This is a genomic window from Staphylococcus sp. OJ82, from assembly GCF_000294465.1.
GTDB classification, from domain to species: domain Bacteria; phylum Bacillota; class Bacilli; order Staphylococcales; family Staphylococcaceae; genus Staphylococcus; species Staphylococcus equorum.
Genome location: NZ_ALPU01000003.1, coordinates 411897 through 429676, shown reverse-complemented (window position 1 = coordinate 429676; position 17780 = coordinate 411897). Strand labels below are relative to the sequence as shown.

Below are 17780 nucleotides of genomic sequence, written 5' to 3'. Positions count from 1 at the left end.
CTATTTATACTTTGAGTTTATAAGTTGGCTTTTACTTAAAGTAAATAACTTTATCGTTCATTATACGTCAATTGTATTAACGATTTGTTTAACAACTTTATGAGACTCTCTAATAGGCAATAGTTCGAACGCATGAACCATGTTTTTGTATTCATAATAATGAATTGGTTGTTGACGCTCTTCTAAAATATAAACCAATTTTTTCATATCTGGTTGATAAATCTCACGAGTACCACCAAACATAAATATCGGTGGTAAATTAGTTAAATTACCATTGATAGGTGAAACTTTAGATTCATCTAGTGATAAATCTTTTGACCAATAACGCATAATTTTTTGAATACCATATTTATTTAGAATGACATCTTTCTTTTCTAAATCTTCTGTAATTGCTTCGTTTTGTAGATGCGCATCTAGAAGCGGAGATAGTAAATAAACCTTATTTGGCAACGGTTGTTGCTTATCTTGCAATTGCTGCATAAAGCTTAATGCTAGTGCACCACCTGTCCCATCGCCCATAATGATGATTTCATCACTACTCACTTCGGATAATAATTGATTATACACTTCAAAAATAGCACTGTATGTGTCATCAATATAATACTCAGGTGCTTTAGGATAAATTGGCATAACAATTTCATGTAATGTACTCAATGCAAGCTTATCCATTAATCTCCAATGAAATGCTGAGGGTTGCAATACATTGTAGCCACCATGTATATATAGTATTTTTTCTTGCGACTATGCCTAAAACAAAATCTGAAAAGTTGCATGTTCCCTATAGTTTGCTTATCCAAATCGGATTTCACATTTAATGGTTCTGGTTGTTTATGCTTTTTTTCATTCATTTTTAACCTTGTGTCTAAAAAACGTTCAAAATCTTGCTCACCTTCAAATAAAATTGATCTATGTGGTAATAAATACTTGTTGATAAATTTTGTTGTCAGTCTTGATTTCATTCATAATCAACCCAATCTCTATATTTAATGTGCATTTTATCAGAATTTTTTAATATAATTTAGTATTTAAAATTAATGTTATGGTAAAATTAATACAATGACATAAAAACGAAGATATAATATAATGTAAGTAACATAAAACCCCTATTTTAAATGCTATTGAATATTAAATACATTATATCGATAATTAAAATGTATCAGTTATTTAGCATTATAACAAAACAAAAGTCATAAAATAAGCAGATGCTAATATTAGTTTAGCGAAAGGAGCACCTTATGGCCGAAAAAAACAAACAGTTTGCCGATTTTGAGCACACACTAACGAGCGAGCCTATGCAAAGAGGATCTCGATACGGTAAAAAGAAACTTTCTTGGGTAAACATACTTATCCAACTTCTCGTATTAATATTAGTAGCTATTACAGGCTATAGTATGTTTAAGGAACCTATTTTCAATCTAGTGTTTGTCAAAGAAACAATTAACTTCCACCAACTTACAAACTTTCAAGAAACGATCAATAGCTTCTCTAACTTAAATATCAACGTTGAAAACATTGACAACTTACAAACAAGTGTCGATCGTTTGATATTAGTGTTTTATGTATTTTTTATTGCTTGTATTTTTAGTTTAGTTTTAACTATTTTTACGATCATTTTTAATAGAACTTCATTAAAAATTGTCAATATGTTTGTTATTGCCATTATGTTAGTTATTACATTTGGTTTTTCTTACTTAATTAAAAATATTGCTAGACGTATCGCTGATTCAATAAATCAATATTATGTTTCCGTTAAGCCTATTGATATTTTGACTGAGGCTGATGCAATTCATAATGCGCTCATCCTTTTAGGATGTAGTATTGCATTGATTATTATTAGTATGCTTTTCAGAAATCGTAAACCTCGTATACGTGCTTAATAATGAAAGCATAACTGTTCATTCATTAAGCTAACACAACTAAATTTTAAAATAGAAAGAACCAATCCATTAGACAATGGATTGGTTCTTTCTATTTTGAGAATAGGTACTTATATCTCATTTTTAAATTTTATAGTTACTTTAATTTTCTTTTGATAAATAATGCTCTTTCCCTTTTAAGAAAAGACTTAATATAAATGCAAGTGCACTTAAACCTGTCGCAACTAAAAACGCGCTATTCACACCGTTAATGGAAGCAATTTTCTGAACAAATTCTAACAATTGTGATGTCGCTAATTGTTCGCCGCCCATTGTTTGTGCCATTTCTTGTAAACGATCTTTAATAAATGGATTCGTTTTATCCAAATCTTGTGAATAAGCAGCGATATGTTCAGTTGTTTGTGTTGACATTACAGTCACTAATAACGCTGTACCTATAGAACCTGCAAGTTGTCTTAATGTATTTGATAAGGCATTACCATGAGAAATCAACCGTTGTGGCAAGGAATTCATGCCTGCAGTCATAATCGGCATCATGATAAAACTCATACCAAATGAACGAATCATATAAACTATCATTAAGTGAGTATACGTTGTATTCGTATTCAGTTTCGACAATTCCCAAGTTGCATAAGTCATGATTCCTGTGCCTATAAGGGCTAACGGTTTAATACCAATTGTATCTAATAATTTACCTGCAATAGGACCCATTAGTCCCATAATTAATGCACCAGGTAATAATAGTATCCCTGAATCCATAGGACTAAACCCTTTTAAGTTTTGTAAATACAAAGGCAATAGAATCATACCACCGTATAAACTCATCGTAACAATCATATTGATTATAGTTGTTAATGTGAAACCAGAATATTTTAATACTTCCATATTCAACATCGGTACACGCATTGTAAGTTCTCTAATAACAAAGGCAATAATAAAGATAACACCTAGTATTAATGAAATTAACACGATAGGTGAAGTCCATGTATTATTCCCTGCTTCACTGAAGCCATACAATAGCGCACCAAAACCAATGGTACTAAAGATAATACCTGGGACATCTGCTTTAGGGTTTGTTGTAACTTGATATACTCTAAACCATATATAACCAATAATTAATGCTACCAGTCCGATGATAAACATACCATAGAACATAACATTCCATTGGTAATTTTCAACGATATATCCAGATAATGTTGGACCAATCGCTGGTGCTAAGATCATTGCTATACCTAATGTTCCCATTGCCGCTCCACGTTTTTCTGGTGGGAAAATCGTCATAAATACATTTGTACCTAACGGCATTAATACACCAGCTCCAATGGCTTGCAATACGCGTCCTACCATCATCATTCCAAACGAACCTGATATACCACAGACTAAAGAGCCTAATGTAAATAATGCCATCGCAACTAAAAAGAGTTTCCGATAAGAATATTTATTAAATAAAAACGCACTGATAGGAATTAAAATACCGTTGACCAACATAAATCCTGTCATTAACCACTGTCCGGTATTTGCAGAAATATTAAAATCAATATTGATTTCTGGTAAAGCCACATTCAATAACGTTTGATTTAAGATTGCAATAAACATACCAAAAATCATTGCTACTAAAACTTTGGCTTGTGTAGCACCTTTACCAAACATAAATGAATTATGTTTGGCTTTTAGTTGTTCATTGACTTGGGCTTCTTCTGAATTTGGATTTATAGTTTCATGATTTGAATCAGTTTGTTGTTGTACTTCTTCGGTTTCTGTATTAAAAGTTTCATTTTCATCATCAAGCACATCAGATTCTGATGTAACGTTTTCACTTGTATGATGTGTTATTGCAGATTGTTTCGTTGTTTCGCTAGATTTTTCATTGTTTCTTATATTAAATTTAGATTGATAATTTTCATTTGATGTGTTGTTTTCATGCTTAACATGTTCCATTTGTCGCATTGATTTCTTTTTATTTCTTTTCGTTATAAATAAATTCAATAATCCGACAAGAATGAGCGCTATGACTACGTAAATAATAATGAAGGCCATTGTCATTTCAAGCCCTCCTTAGTTTTTATGGATTTTAACTTCAGCGTTCATTCCTGGAACAACATTATTAGATGGTTTTGAATCTAGTGAGATTTTTACAGGTACTACTTGAGAAACTTTAGTATAGTTACCATCACTGTTTGTTGAAGGCATCATAGAAAAACTTGACGCTGTTGCTTTACCAACCTCTTCTACTTTACCTTTAAGTTCAGCGTCTTCAGCGTCTAGTGTTATATTTACATCTTTACCTTCTTCAACATCTGCAATGTCTTTTTCATCAACATTTGCAGTAATGTATGAATCATCTAAATTATAAGCATAGGCAATTGGCGATCCAGCTTGCGCCATTGAACCTTCCATACCATCAATTTTTACAATTGTGCCGTCTTGAGGCATTTTAATATCCATTTTTTGTGATTGGCCGTCTTCACCTTTTGTTGCAATCTCTGCAACTTTATCGCCTTTACTTAATTTCTCATTATTCTTAACGTCAAAAGATTTAATTTCGCCTGCTGCTGGAGCTGAAACTTTAATTTGCTCACCATCAACTTTGGCATTATCTGTACTGACGAATCCTGTAGCTTGATTATAAAAGTGGAAGCCAACTACTCCTATTATTACAAGAACTACAATGGTAATGACATTAATTAACACCATTTTCTTCATTACACTTTCCTCCTATTTGCTTTTAAAATTCACCTTATATATTATAGAGTCATGCTAAATAAAAAAACACCGACACTTCTACTAAATGTGTCGGGTAAGTAATTATATGTTTTTTGAAGGAGATAAAATGAGACAGAAAGCTAAAAATAAAATCATTCGAAATATGATTATCCTATTAGAAGAACATCCATTTGAACATATTACTATTAAAATGATTTGCGCTTATAGTGGGGTCAATAGAACGACATTCTATGACTATTTTGTGGATAAATATGACCTTTTATCTACAATTCAAACTTATCACTTAAAAAAGTATATAAAATTATTAGATGTTTTATACAATAGCTTTGAACACACAGAAATCAACTATGAGAAATTATATAAATTTTTTAAAATTATTTTGTGCTATATCCATCGTCATTATGGCTTCTTTCACGCAATATTTGTTACACACCCAAATCGTGACTTATTTAGCGATTACGTTAAAGAAACCAAACTCAATTATACAAAATTGTTAGATGATTATACGACCGTAACAAATAAAAAACAGTTTGTTACGTATGCTATCGGTGGGCAACTTGGTATTATCTATTACTGGGTACGTGAAGACTGTATTGAATCACCAAATGAAATGGCACAAATTTTACTTGCAAATGCCATTAAATTAGGGCGTTAATACTGTAATCATTTTCGTATTACAATGTTTTTATAATATAGAAAATAAAAACGGCTGCTAGATATCCACAAAGGAATCTAACAGCCGTTTCTCATTTTCTTTTTATCCAATTTCACTATTTAGGAGCTACACGTTTAAATACATAATAATTTATTATTTGAAGTATAATCAACAATAATCCTACTATTAATATAATCGTGACATAGGGGATATAACTATCTTCCCCCATCACGCCAACTAGTGGTGACACAAGGCCACCTATTAAGAATTGAACTAACCCTAATAAGCTAGATGCACTACCATTGCCGACTGTGTTCTCATCCATTGCAATCGAGAAACCTAATGTCGCTACTCCTGTAACAGGAGCCACTAGAACAATAAAACCTATAAACAATAGCCAGATAGATAGATGCATGTATAAAATAACGCTTATCCATACAACACCCACTAATTGAATGATTGTTAATACACGTAAAAGAACTTGTCTATCAATATAATCCACTAACTTACCTGTCAATTGACTAGAAACAATGAGACTTATACCTACAGATGCAAACATTAGGCTAAATTGCTGAGCAGACATGTCATAAATACGTTGTGCAATAAAAGGAGATGCAGAAATATAACTAAACAATATAACGAATGTCACACCTTGTATAAGCATAGGTAATACAAATCGAGGTGTAGCTAATAACTGTTTGAAACCTTTGAAGATACTAACGAGATGGGGGTTATCTCGTTGTTCAGTTGACAATGACTCTTTAATATTAAATATCGTTCCAAATAACATTAGCAGACCAAATATAGTTAATATAACAAAGACCATACGCCACGTAGAAAATGATAGAATGACACCGCCTAATGCCGGTGCTAATACTGGTGCAACACCGTTTACTAACATGAGTAACGCTAAAAATTTAGTTAATTGTTTTCCGGTATACAGATCACTTGATATCGCTCTAGAAATCACTGCCCCTGCTCCACCACAAAATCCTTGTACAAATCTTAAGGCGATCATCAACCAAATATTATCCACAAAAATAATACCTATACTTGCCAATGTAAATAACGCCATAGCTACGATTAATGGTGTCTTTCGTCCAATAGAATCTGATATCGGACCTACAAATAAATTACCTAATGCTAAACCAATCATAAATAAAGATAAAGTTAGTTGCGAATTAGATGTTGTTGTATTGAAATCTGATTGTATCTGTGGCAAGCCTGGCAAGAACATATCAATAGATAATGCGCCTATCGCAGTTAACGCGCCTAAGATAATAACAAACAGTAAGGAATTCTTATGTTGCTCTTGATAATTGGACATTTCTATTCTCCTCAATGCTGAAGCCCTAGCATTTTTAGCTATTTATTAACACTTCATCTCATATCATTATAAGAAAAAATTCATTGCTATTATTATAGCCTTTGCTAACACAATTTTAAATAGATGTAGTTAAATTGATATGTAAAAGACAAAGGGAGCGATGATAAGAAATCAAAATTTGAAATTTGATTTCTTATCATCGCTCCCACAAAGTTGACTAAAAAATAAGCTTTGCATTAATTTTTTAAATATTTAACTTTGCTCTGAATACTTCACTACTTTTAAATCATTCGCTTTGTCATTACCTTCAAGTTGATATTCTACTTCACCATATTGGCCATCTTCTTTTAATGTTTGACCCGTAACATAGAATGTATCACCTTCTTTTACAATATCAGTAATCTGTGGTTGCTGAAGATAGAATAGTTCATTAGATTTAACGTCTTTTTTAGTATCCTTATATTTTTCACTATCTTCCTTTAAATAGGATGATACTAAATTAAAATCACTTTGACTGCGTGCACTAATCATTGCCGCAGTGTAATCATCGAAAAAACGAGACACCTTATTTCTAAAACTATTTTCTTCTTTTTCTTTTTTCTCAACATACTTCTCGATTTCATCATCATCAAAGTTTAAAGTGACTTGTGTTTTATCTTTGAGGTTATCTGTTTTCACTGTTGTTTCTGCTGATTTAAATGTTTTCTTCTTAGCTTGTCCTTCAGCAGATACCGTTATATCTTTTGTTTTAGGATATGGGCCAAATTCTTTAGCTTTTGCATAATCATAAGTTTTGTCATTGATTTTAACTTTAACTGAATCTGTATCTATTTCAGATGCACCATTTAATTCAACTTGTATATATGCTTCGTTAAAGTCTTCAGTAACATCAACTGATTCATTGTTACTGTCATTAAAATTGAATTTGAGGTGACCATTGAATTGACCGTTCGACATTTCTTTCTTAGCTTCAAGTGTATAATCACCTGGAATAAATTTACCTAAAGAAGTTGGCTTATTTTTCTCAGCTACTACAGTTTTTTGCTTATCATCTGCCTTAAATTTATACATTGTTTCTTGTTTAGGTTTTACAATCGCTTCTTTAGTTGGTGCAGTAAAGCTCATATTATCAAATATTAAATAGCGAGTCCCATTTTTACTGATTCTCAGAACTTTTTCTCCATTTTTGGCTGTGACAAAATCTGAATTCTTAGTATCATTTTGGTTCAATTTCGCAATTTTACTATTTACATCTTTCACAAAGTTATCCATTCCAACTTCATTTTTTATGTATTTAATATAAGCATCAGCTTCATTTTCATCAACACTGTTATTTTGAGTACTCAAAAGAGTTGAAAGTTTTTGCGTATCGTTATTATCTACTGCATTTATTATAATCTCTGATTGCGCTTCAGGTGAATTAAAGTTTCTTACCAAGAAAAAAACAATGATAAGTAAGATAAGGATAAAGAATGCAATACCCCAAGGAATAACTTTACGTACGTTAATATTGGTTGTGTTTTTATTTGTTTTTGTAGAGCGTGTCATTTTTTCTGAATCGCCTTGCTTTGCACGATACCCGCAATGACTACACCTTCTCTGCCCATTTCTTATGTTTTCTCCACACTTCGGACATTTTTGCATTTTATCACCTCTTTACGATTACCCTTGTTTTTTACACTATCCCGCTATTTTAACACATTATAGGATGAAACTATATGGCAGATTAATACTCCATTAATCACTATACTCATGCATAATCAAAGTATACTAATAGTATATTTTAAAGCTAGAATATTTATTATATGTGCCTTGCTTAAAAATTGATATACGCATTTAGTCTAATGCTTTGTTCTTTTACTGAATCGTCTATTGTTCATAACAATGTACCTTCAAAATTAATATCTAAATGTTTTATAAGTTAAAAGAGACTACTAGTCACCCTAGCTTGGATGCTAACAACCACTTAATAAGACTCATCTTTAGCTAATTAAATCTCGATGTATTTTTAAATATGTCCTATCATACTTATATTGATTAATGTTACGAATGATGTTTAATATTAAAGTTCTTCAACCTTTGATCAATGATTTCTAATACATAACGCGCTTGTTCAATTTCATCATCTGATAGATCATGCAGTATATCACTGACTATGTCATTTATAATAGACTTACTTTTTCTATTAAACTGTTTGCCCTTCTCAGTTAATTTAATATATTTTAATCGTTGATCTCCTGTGTCTTCAGATTTATCCCATTGTACAACCTCAGCTTGAATTAATTTTTTTATTCTTCGGCTGACGGCAGCTTTATTTACACCTTGTCGTTCTGTAATTTCTGTTAAAGTCATCGCTTTTCCATTTTCAAGCATTAATATAACGTTTGCCTGTTCTTTGGATACATTGTATTCTTCTCTTAATGCCTTTAATAATTTAGCTAATAATGTATTTACATCATCTATAAATTCTCCCATGAATTCTATATGACTACTTAAATTTTTCACCATTGGTTGCACCTCTTTAATCTCCACTGTATGTAATATCATTTTGTAATTTGTTATATTAATAGTATCAATATTTTAACGTCTATAAAAGTTAAAATATACAATGCTTCCATTTACGGATATTGTATGTTGCTTAATATTAATACTAACGCTTTATCCATTTGCATATTTTAATGGATTCAACTACATTTAATATACTATAAAACACTGGGGTGAAACATGAATATTCTGGCACTACTTTGTAGTTTACTGATAGTACTTATTTTCTTAAGTATGTATTTTAATTTTAAATATTTTGCAAATATTAATATTTTTATTTCCCAGGTAATATTAGGTTATATTGTAATTATCTTACGTATTGGTTCTCATCAAATCCCTATAGACATCATTGTTGTAATGATTATTGGTTTCTTATTAGTACATATAAAACACAAACATATACTGCAGTATCGTATGAGCGCGCTATTTTTAAAACGACTTTATCGCTTATCTTTTAAAATTATCGTTTTCACACTTGCTTGTGCATACATTAGCTTGCTACCTTTTGGATTTAATGTTGTATTCCTATGGTTATCAGCGATTGCCTTTAGCGCGATTTTCACTTTTATTTGTTATGTATCTTGCGCTTCTTGTTATTTAAATCAGAAATATATAGCAAAGTTTGATACGATACTCGTCTTAGGTGCGGGTATTTTTAATGAACATGTCACGCCTATGTTAGCTAATAGATTAGATCGAGCATTAAAATTGTATAATCAACAACCAGATACCCAATTTATCGTAAGTGGTGGACAAGGTCCGGATGAACCTATATCTGAAGCTTTGGCCATGTTTCGTTACTTAGTTGATCGTGGCGTGAACCCAGCTCAAATTTTAATGGAAGATGCATCTACGAGTACATATGAAAACATTAAATTTACAAAAGCACTAATACAGCAGTCATTCAATACAAAACCTAAGATTGTCTGTGTCACAAGTCAATTTCATATTATGCGTGCAGTCCGCTTCGGCCAAAAGTTAGACCTTAAATTAAAAGGCGTAGGAAGTCATACACCTTATCACTTTTTTGAAATTGCCTTAATTAGAGACTTTTTAGCATTAATGTATCAATACAAGTTATTGCTTACAGTTTACTTTGCTACATTATTTTTTGCTTGTATTTTTGCATTGTGGCACATCCCTACTTCTTAGACATATAATGTTAAAAACAACCAGCTTTAAATCGATTAAAAATATCAATTTAGCAAATAGATCAACGTGACATAGTATTAAGTATTTATTAATAGTACTAAACATAAGGTGAATAAGAACGTAAAAAATAAGAGGCTGGGACATATCACATGTCTCAGCCTCTTATTTTTATTGGCAGTGGCTGACTGAATTTAAAAAGCGCTTCGGCCCTTATATTCCATTTAACAGTCAGCTGTGTCGGGATGGCTCATACAACGAAATTTCATTGAAAAAAAATAAATTTCTGTCCCATTCCCTTCTCCCCGTTCTAAAAAGGTTATTTATTATTTTTATCTCCCAAGCGCTTCAAAAGGAATTAGACTTTTATGGGTTATGAATTCACTATTACACCATTATCTAATTCAATTACTCTGTCTGCATACTGAAATAATCGTTTGTCATGGGTAATCATTATACCTATCATTTTTTTACTTTGTATTTGATTTTTAATCATGTGAATAACTTCAGTTGCACGTTCTGCATCTAAACTTGCTGTAGGTTCATCCGCAAGTATAATTTTAGGATTGTTCATCAATGCTCTCATAATCGCTACACGTTGTTTCTCCCCACCAGATAACATATGTGGAAATACATTTAAACGGTGTTCTAATCCTATTTGTTTTAATAACATTTCCGCTCTTTGATTCGCATCATTTTTAGACATCCCAGCTTCTTTACCTATTGTCGTTAATTGTGCTTTCACTTTTAAATAAGGCACTAAATGTGAAGATTGGAATATAAATCCAATTTCATTCAATCTTAATTCTGATGCTTTTTTATCTCCTGCATATAATGGAGAACCATTATACAAAATGTCACCACTATTTTGTGAGAGTAATCCACCTAAAATAGTAAGTAATGTTGTCTTACCTGAACCTGATGCACCATTTAATATTACGAATTCTCCATCATTTACTTCAAAGTTTATTCCTTTTAATACAGGCGTTTCTGATGGACCTTTACCAAATGTTTTTTTAATATCTTTTACTTGTAAACTCATTATTCTCCACCTCCAATTGCTTCAATAGGGTCTACTTTAAACAGTTTAATGAACGATAATACTGCACCTATAATTGCCACTACAATAAATACGCCTACAACTAATAATAGATTAGATAGTGTTACATGGAATGGCATGGATACGGGCATAATTAATGATAAACCACTCACAAATCCTACAGAAATTAACACACCGATCATAGTAGTAATTAATATTTGAATTAATAATGCACTTAATAAATGTTTTGTTTTGATGCCAATTGCTTTTAAGATACCGATTTCTGGTATTTTTTGAATCGTCATAACATAGAAGAATGCGCTAAGTACGATCGCTGAAATCACGAATAAACTTACAATCATCATATTTAATGGCGCTTGCTCTGCTTGATAACTTGGTATTTCACTTGTAATATCATCTTGTGTAAATACTTTGACATCTGAGATTTTATTTATTTCATCTTGTTGTTTACTTGTTAAGTCTTTAACAGGATAAACTGTACTCACTTGTTTGTTCAAATTGTCGAAGCCACTATCACTCATCATCACGACTGAGCTATGTGAATGCATCGTATCGTTGATAACACTTGATACTCTTAATTCTTTACCATCTTTAACTTCAACCATGTCACCAACGTTTATACCTTCTGCAGTGAGCTTACTATTAATTGCAAATTCATTATCTTTTGTTGGATAACTACCTTCTGCCAATTCAGGCTTGTCATTATTCACTGTATTAATCATCACAACATCTTCTTCGGTTTTATCAATTTTTAATGTTTGTGACGCTAATTTTAATGGTTCTTGGTTTGTGATATCTTCTATTTTCTTTTGTTGTTCTGGTTTGATAATTGATTTCTCAATTTGTGGTTGCTTATTGTCCTGTAAAACATATTTTTCAGTTTTCATATTGTCTAACATCGATATATTTTCTCTTGCTAACCCCTGTGCTAATCCGCTAATAAATAGAACCATAATACCTAGTAATAAAATGATTAACATAATTAAAATATAACGGAATTTATAATATTTTATCTCCTGCCATGCTAATTTCATCATTTCCACTCCTTCTCCAAAACTTATATCTAGAGTTTATCCTCCTTATGTGAACTCAATATGAACTTATGTTCATTTTTTAAAAACTTTTGTTATTTGTGAAGTCTATGAGTAACGTTTATAATGACAATAAAATGAAGAAGGAGACATTGCCCATGACAACTTGTCTTATTGTCGATGATGACAAAAAAATATTAGAGTATGTTTCTAATTATATTCGTCGTGAAGGATTAGAAACAATTACGCAATCAAGCGCTGAAGACGCACTGTCCTATCTAGAATCAAATCTAGTAGACATTGCCATTGTAGATATTATGATGGGTGGCATGAGCGGTTTTGAGCTCTGTAAAATTTTAAAAGAAGATTACGATATGCCAGTTATCATGTTAACTGCGCGCGATGCGCTAAGTGATAAAGAACAAGCTTATTTAACAGGCACAGATGACTATGTCACGAAACCTTTCGAAGTAAAAGAGCTCATTTTCAGAATTAAAGCTGTGCTGAAGCGCTATAATATAAATGCTAATAGTGAAATTACTATTGGCAACCTGACGCTTAATCAAGCGTATTTAGAATTACAGACAGCTTCTAAAACAATGAATTTGCCTAATAAAGAATTCCAATTGCTATTTATCCTTGCTTCTCATCCAAGACAAGTTTTTAATCGTGATGATTTAATAGAAAAAATATGGGGATTTGATTATGAAGGTGATGAACGCACTGTCGATGTTCACATTAAACGCCTTAGAAAAAGGCTTGAAAAATTGGAAGCATCAGTAACAATTCATACAGTGCGTGGATTGGGTTATAAGGTGGATGATCATGTTTAAATCACTCTATACACGCATTGCAGTGTATACTATTGTTGTTATGCTCTTCAGTGCAGTAGTCAGTTTTTTATGTACAAATATTATTTATCATAATTTTTTGAAAGAAAATAATGACGCAAAAATTATGCGTACTTTAAAAGATTCAATGGAATATCAAAAAGAATCAAAAATTGATAGTCATCCACCATTTTTCAAACATTTAGGTGAAATGAATTACCAAATTATGACTATTTCAGAAAATGGAAAAAGAACATACTATGGTGAAGCATTCAGAAAAGATAATATAGCACAACAAGATGTTCAAAGTGTATTAAACGGTAAAGATTATCATGGTATTAAAAATTTACCTTACACACCTATTATTACTGGTTTTTTTGAAAATACTACTCAAAATACAGTAGGTATTGCTTTTGAATCCGAAGGTCAAAACTATGCCGTCTTCATGAGACCTGATATTGGTAAAACATTTAGTGAATTTAGAATATTCTTAGCGATACTAATATCGTTATTACTTATTATCTCTATCATCCTAGTTATTTCTTCAACTTATACATTAATTAAACCCATTCAACAATTGAAAAACGCGACAGAACGTCTTATGCAAGGTAATTTTGATACAGCAATTAAAATCACGCGTAAAGATGAATTAGGCACGTTACAATATCGATTTGATAAGATGAGACTTTCATTAAAACAATTAGATGATATGAGACAACATTTCGTTCAGAACGTTTCTCATGAAATCAAAACACCATTGACACATGTTCATCATCTACTTGATCAGCTCAAATTTGCTAAGAGCGATCAGGAACGTGAGCGCTATATTGATGATATTTACCAAATCACTACACAACTTAGCGAATTAACAAAAGAACTTTTATTGTTATCCGAAATTGATAATGGTGCACATCTTGAATTTAAAGATCACATTGAACTTAATCAACTTTTAAAACAAATTATTCGCCATGAACAATTTTCTGCCAATGAAAAAGATTTAATCATCATGTCAGATTTAGAAAATATTGAAATGGTTGGTAACGAACGCTTATTACATCAAGCATTCCAAAACCTCATTACAAATGCCATTAAATATTCAGTTCAAGGCGGCACAATAGATATTATACTTAAGCAGGATTTAGATTCTATTAAGTGTACAATTACAGACGATGGTCAGGGTATGACTGAAGAAACACAATCACGTTTGTTCGAACGTTTTTATAAAGCAAGTAATCATGACAATAGTAATGGCTTAGGCCTTGCTATTGCTAAGGCCATTTTTGAACTACATGGGGGTACGATATCCATAGTAAGCGAAAAAAATAAGGGCACTACATTCTCTATCGAAATCCGTAAAAGTTAAATTAAAAGCGCACGGTTAGCCTAGTATGATACTAGATTAACCGTGCGCTTATTTTCATTGCTTATTATCATATCAATGCCAAAGCAATATTAATTTATTTTTAAATTTTTCGTAATTTCTTCATTCAATTTCGTATAAAGTGCTTCATTATCTGATAGTTTCATGCCATATGAAGGCACCATTGTTTTCACTTTGTCTTCCCATTGTTTAAATTCTTCACCATAGCAGCGTTTAAGCATATCAAGCATGATATCTACTGCTGTAGAAGCACCAGGCGACGCACCTAACAATGCAGACAATGAACCGTCTTCAGAAGTTATAACTTCGGTACCAAATTGCAATGTTCCTTTACCATTTTCTGTATCTTTGATAACTTGCACACGTTGACCAGCTACAACAATTTCCCAATCTTTACTCTTAGCATTAGGAACAAATTGACGTAAGTCTTCCATACGCTCTTCATTTGAAAGGGTAAGTTGTGAAATTAAATATTTTGTTAAACTCATTTCTTTAATTCCTGCAGACAGCATTGTAATTAAGTTGTTTGGTTTCACAGACTTAATTAAGTCCATATTTGAACCAGTTTTCATGAATTTAGGTGAAAATCCAGCAAATGGACCAAATAATATTGTACGTTTTCCATCTATGTAACGTGTGTCTAAATGTGGTACTGACATTGGTGGTGCTCCTACTGAAGCTTTTCCATATACTTTAGCAAGATGTTGCGTTGTAATTGATTCATCTTTACATACTAAGAACAAACCACTTACAGGGAACCCACCAACATGTTTGGATTCTTTAATACCTGTTTTTTGTAGCAATTGTAAACTTGCACCACCAGCACCGATGAACACGAAATCACTTTCAACAAATGTCACGATATCTGTTTGTAAATCTTTAACTTTCATTTCCCAAACACCGTCTTCACGTTGTTTAAGATCTTGTACTTCATGTTCATAATTTAATTCAACTTGCTTTTCTTCTAAGTTTTCAAATAACTTTTTAGTTAATGCACCGAAGTTAACATCTGTACCAGTTTTATCATAACTCATTGCCACTGGTACATGAGATGTACGACCTTCCATCATCAATGGTACCCAATCAGCTATTTTATCTTTATTATCAGTAATTTCCATATTACTGAATAGAATATTTTTGTTTAATCTGTCTACACGTCTTTTTAAGAAATCTACGTTACGGACGCCTTGTACAAAACTCATGTGAGGTACTGGTTTAATAAATGCTTCAGGTTGCGTAAGTTGACCTTGTTTAACTAAGTAATTCCAAAATTGTTTAGTAACTTGGTATTGTTCATTAATTTTTACAGCCTTATTTATATCTATTGAACCATCTTTATTTTCTTTTGTATAATTCAACTCACATAATGCAGAGTGACCCGTACCCGCATTGTTCCAACCATTAGAACTTTCTTCTGCTGGCGTAGATAACCTTTCATACATCTTAATCTCTTTCTCTGGTGCGAGTTCTTTTAATATAGTTCCTAATGTTGCACTCATGATACCGCCACCGATTAAGATGACATCTGTTTTGCTATGTTTTGTGCTCATAACAAACACAGTCCCCCTTTTATATATGTTTATAGAAACGTTATCTTTATCCTTTTAGAAAAGTGGATGAAGCGTTTTCTATAACTAAAAAATAAAAAACCTTGCCGTTATTATTGATTAAAATGTAAAAATAACGAAATATATCTTTATACTTCTCTAATTATATACGTAATCGCCCTATGAAAAAAGGGCTTTCAGTAATTCTACACAAATTTTGTTAATATGTGTTAACCAAACTGTTAGTTAAAAGATCTATTATATCTTCTAAAAAGACGTTAAAATGCTTTTTAAATACTGAAATAAGTTTGATACTACTAATAAAAACACATTATACATTTCATGATATAATGAATTCTAATTTAAGTTAAGAAACATTTGGAGGTTTTCCGATGAAATCAATCACTTTTTTCATGCATAATATCTATGCCATGGGAGGTACTGTAAAATCTATTTCACAATTAGCTAATACACTGGCTAAAAAAGGTCATAAAGTCGAAATCATTTCTATATTTAAAGGTGATTTAAAACCTTATTTCGAACTCCATGATTCTATCGTTATAAAACCTTTAATCAATTATCAGTTGCACCCTAAAAATTTCAAAAATTTACTTTTTAACCGTATTAATAAATACACTTCATTTTCTAAACCTAAAGTACTTTCAAAAAATGAACCAGGTTTAAACCAGTTTTCACGTTATATAGAGAAAAAGATGATTAAATCCATCCGTAAAATTGATACAGACGTTTTAATCGGGACTAGAGCCAGTTTTAATATATTGATTGCAAAATATGCACAAAACAACATTGAAACTATCGGCATGGAGCATATGAATTTTGAAGCCCATCCTGAAGCATTTCAACAAGAAATCATTGATGCATATACCGCTTTAGATAAAGTGACTACACTTACTACTGTAGATAAAATTAAATATCAATCTTATATTCAAACACCTGTTTATGTTGTTCCAAATATTTTAGATGAACCTAGACTTAATAAAACAAAAGAAAAAGTCATTACTGCAGCTGGCCGTTTAGAATATGAAAAAGGATTCGACATACTCATTGATAGTATTAATCCCATTCAGCATATCGTCAGAAAATTTGGCTATAAAGTACACATCTTTGGAGAAGGACAAGAAAGAGATGCATTACAACAACTTATTGATCGATATGACTTATCAGATATTGTTTTACTACAAGGTTCAACGCAACAATTAAATGAACAATTAGCAATTAGTGAAATTACAGTGGTTCCTTCACGTAACGAAGGTTTCGGCATGGTTATCTTAGAAGCCATGAACCAAAGTAATATTGTAGTAAGCTTTAGTGGGAACGCTGGGCCCGATTCTATTATTAAAAATAACGTGAATGGTTATTTAATAGATCATAAGAACGTGACTGAATTGTCGAATAAACTGCGTAGGCTAATCAATCAAGAATTCAAAGAACAAGTCCTTATAGAAAATGGTTTCAAGACCGTAGCTACTTATGCACCTGAGGCTGTTTATCAACAGTTTTCAAATATGCTTAATTCAAAATAAAAAAGATGTTGGAGCATATCAATTTATACTCCAACATCTTTTTTATAGTTAAATATCTATCGTGATTCGGGTCAATCTTTCATCGAAGACTACAAGATAAAACTTTGATTT

General features: G+C 31.6%; 14 protein-coding genes and 1 pseudogene. 6 read left to right on the top strand and 9 right to left on the bottom strand.

Annotated features, from left to right (window positions below):
• Positions 1-60: 60 nt before the first annotated feature.
• Positions 61-959 (bottom strand): annotated as a pseudogene (locus SOJ_RS04245) (alpha/beta hydrolase fold domain-containing protein).
• A 276-nt stretch (positions 960-1235) separates the two neighbouring features.
• On the opposite strand from SOJ_RS04245, the gene SOJ_RS04240 reads away from it, so the two are divergent.
• Positions 1236-1877 carry a hypothetical protein gene (locus SOJ_RS04240; RefSeq protein ID WP_002506855.1) on the top strand — a complete coding sequence of 214 codons (642 nt, stop codon included), beginning with the start codon at positions 1236-1238 and terminating at the stop codon, positions 1875-1877.
• 141 nt (positions 1878-2018) lie between these two features.
• Here SOJ_RS04240 and SOJ_RS04235 read toward each other — a convergent pair whose 3' ends face one another.
• Complete coding sequence (locus SOJ_RS04235; protein ID WP_002506854.1) at positions 2019-3920, bottom strand: DHA2 family efflux MFS transporter permease subunit; 1902 nt, start codon at positions 3918-3920, stop codon at positions 2019-2021.
• 12 nt (positions 3921-3932) lie between these two features.
• Positions 3933-4580 (bottom strand): HlyD family secretion protein, encoded by a 648-nt coding sequence (locus SOJ_RS04230; protein ID WP_002506853.1) that lies wholly within the window; start codon positions 4578-4580, stop codon positions 3933-3935.
• A gap of 127 nt (positions 4581-4707) precedes the next feature.
• Between SOJ_RS04230 and SOJ_RS04225 the strand changes: the two genes are divergently transcribed.
• Complete coding sequence (locus tag SOJ_RS04225; RefSeq protein WP_002506852.1) at positions 4708-5256, top strand: TetR/AcrR family transcriptional regulator; 549 nt, start codon at positions 4708-4710, stop codon at positions 5254-5256.
• A gap of 115 nt (positions 5257-5371) precedes the next feature.
• Here SOJ_RS04225 and SOJ_RS04220 read toward each other — a convergent pair whose 3' ends face one another.
• The 3 genes from SOJ_RS04220 to SOJ_RS04210 form a co-directional block, all read right to left on the bottom strand.
• On the bottom strand, positions 5372-6583 hold the full coding sequence (locus SOJ_RS04220; RefSeq protein ID WP_002506851.1) for a multidrug effflux MFS transporter: 1212 nt from the start codon (positions 6581-6583) through the stop codon (positions 5372-5374).
• A gap of 252 nt (positions 6584-6835) precedes the next feature.
• The gene (locus SOJ_RS04215; RefSeq protein ID WP_002506850.1) at positions 6836-8227 is read right to left on the bottom strand and encodes a zinc ribbon domain-containing protein; all 1392 of its coding nucleotides are present in this window, start codon (positions 8225-8227) and stop codon (positions 6836-6838) included.
• Between the two features lie 399 nt (positions 8228-8626).
• On the bottom strand, positions 8627-9091 hold the full coding sequence (locus SOJ_RS04210) for a MarR family winged helix-turn-helix transcriptional regulator (protein WP_002506849.1): 465 nt from the start codon (positions 9089-9091) through the stop codon (positions 8627-8629).
• A gap of 216 nt (positions 9092-9307) precedes the next feature.
• Here SOJ_RS04210 and SOJ_RS04205 point away from each other — a divergent pair, with 216 nt between their 5' ends.
• Entirely contained in the window at positions 9308-10279 is a 972-nt protein-coding gene (locus SOJ_RS04205) for a YdcF family protein (RefSeq protein WP_002506848.1), read from the top strand.
• A 370-nt stretch (positions 10280-10649) separates the two neighbouring features.
• On the opposite strand, the gene SOJ_RS04200 is transcribed toward SOJ_RS04205, so the two are convergent.
• Positions 10650-11318, bottom strand: a complete 669-nt coding sequence (locus tag SOJ_RS04200) for an ABC transporter ATP-binding protein (protein ID WP_002506847.1) — start codon at positions 11316-11318, stop codon at positions 10650-10652.
• Positions 11318-12370: an ABC transporter permease gene (locus SOJ_RS04195; protein WP_037539436.1), complete on the bottom strand. Its 1053-nt coding sequence runs from the start codon at positions 12368-12370 to the stop codon at positions 11318-11320. Before SOJ_RS04195 ends, SOJ_RS04200 begins: the two co-directional genes overlap by 1 nt.
• A 155-nt stretch (positions 12371-12525) precedes the next feature.
• Here SOJ_RS04195 and SOJ_RS04190 point away from each other — a divergent pair, with 155 nt between their 5' ends.
• Complete coding sequence (locus tag SOJ_RS04190; RefSeq protein WP_002506845.1) at positions 12526-13200, top strand: response regulator transcription factor; 675 nt, start codon at positions 12526-12528, stop codon at positions 13198-13200.
• Positions 13193-14560, top strand: coding sequence for a sensor histidine kinase (locus SOJ_RS04185; protein WP_002506844.1), 1368 nt, complete (start codon positions 13193-13195; stop codon positions 14558-14560). Before SOJ_RS04190 ends, SOJ_RS04185 begins: the two co-directional genes overlap by 8 nt.
• Positions 14561-14649: 89 nt before the next feature.
• On the opposite strand, the gene mqo is transcribed toward SOJ_RS04185, so the two are convergent.
• Positions 14650-16128 (bottom strand): malate dehydrogenase (quinone), encoded by a 1479-nt coding sequence (gene mqo, locus SOJ_RS04180; protein ID WP_002506843.1) that lies wholly within the window; start codon positions 16126-16128, stop codon positions 14650-14652.
• A gap of 389 nt (positions 16129-16517) precedes the next feature.
• Between mqo and SOJ_RS04175 the strand changes: the two genes are divergently transcribed.
• Positions 16518-17669: a glycosyltransferase family 4 protein gene (locus SOJ_RS04175; RefSeq protein WP_002506842.1), complete on the top strand. Its 1152-nt coding sequence runs from the start codon at positions 16518-16520 to the stop codon at positions 17667-17669.
• Positions 17670-17780 lie beyond the last annotated feature (111 nt).

Coding starts and splice junctions, on each gene's coding strand:
- SOJ_RS04240 (WP_002506855.1), top strand. CDS start 1,236: ATGGCCGAAAAAAACAAACAGTTTGCCGATTTTGAGCACACACTAACG.
- mqo (WP_002506843.1), bottom strand. CDS start 16,128: ATGAGCACAAAACATAGCAAAACAGATGTCATCTTAATCGGTGGCGGT.
- SOJ_RS04235 (WP_002506854.1), bottom strand. CDS start 3,920: ATGACAATGGCCTTCATTATTATTTACGTAGTCATAGCGCTCATTCTT.
- SOJ_RS04210 (WP_002506849.1), bottom strand. CDS start 9,091: ATGGTGAAAAATTTAAGTAGTCATATAGAATTCATGGGAGAATTTATA.
- SOJ_RS04225 (WP_002506852.1), top strand. CDS start 4,708: ATGAGACAGAAAGCTAAAAATAAAATCATTCGAAATATGATTATCCTA.
- SOJ_RS04195 (WP_037539436.1), bottom strand. CDS start 12,370: ATGAAATTAGCATGGCAGGAGATAAAATATTATAAATTCCGTTATATT.
- SOJ_RS04175 (WP_002506842.1), top strand. CDS start 16,518: ATGAAATCAATCACTTTTTTCATGCATAATATCTATGCCATGGGAGGT.
- SOJ_RS04220 (WP_002506851.1), bottom strand. CDS start 6,583: ATGTCCAATTATCAAGAGCAACATAAGAATTCCTTACTGTTTGTTATT.
- SOJ_RS04205 (WP_002506848.1), top strand. CDS start 9,308: ATGAATATTCTGGCACTACTTTGTAGTTTACTGATAGTACTTATTTTC.
- SOJ_RS04185 (WP_002506844.1), top strand. CDS start 13,193: ATGTTTAAATCACTCTATACACGCATTGCAGTGTATACTATTGTTGTT.
- SOJ_RS04190 (WP_002506845.1), top strand. CDS start 12,526: ATGACAACTTGTCTTATTGTCGATGATGACAAAAAAATATTAGAGTAT.
- SOJ_RS04230 (WP_002506853.1), bottom strand. CDS start 4,580: ATGAAGAAAATGGTGTTAATTAATGTCATTACCATTGTAGTTCTTGTA.
- SOJ_RS04200 (WP_002506847.1), bottom strand. CDS start 11,318: ATGAGTTTACAAGTAAAAGATATTAAAAAAACATTTGGTAAAGGTCCA.
- SOJ_RS04215 (WP_002506850.1), bottom strand. CDS start 8,227: ATGCAAAAATGTCCGAAGTGTGGAGAAAACATAAGAAATGGGCAGAGA.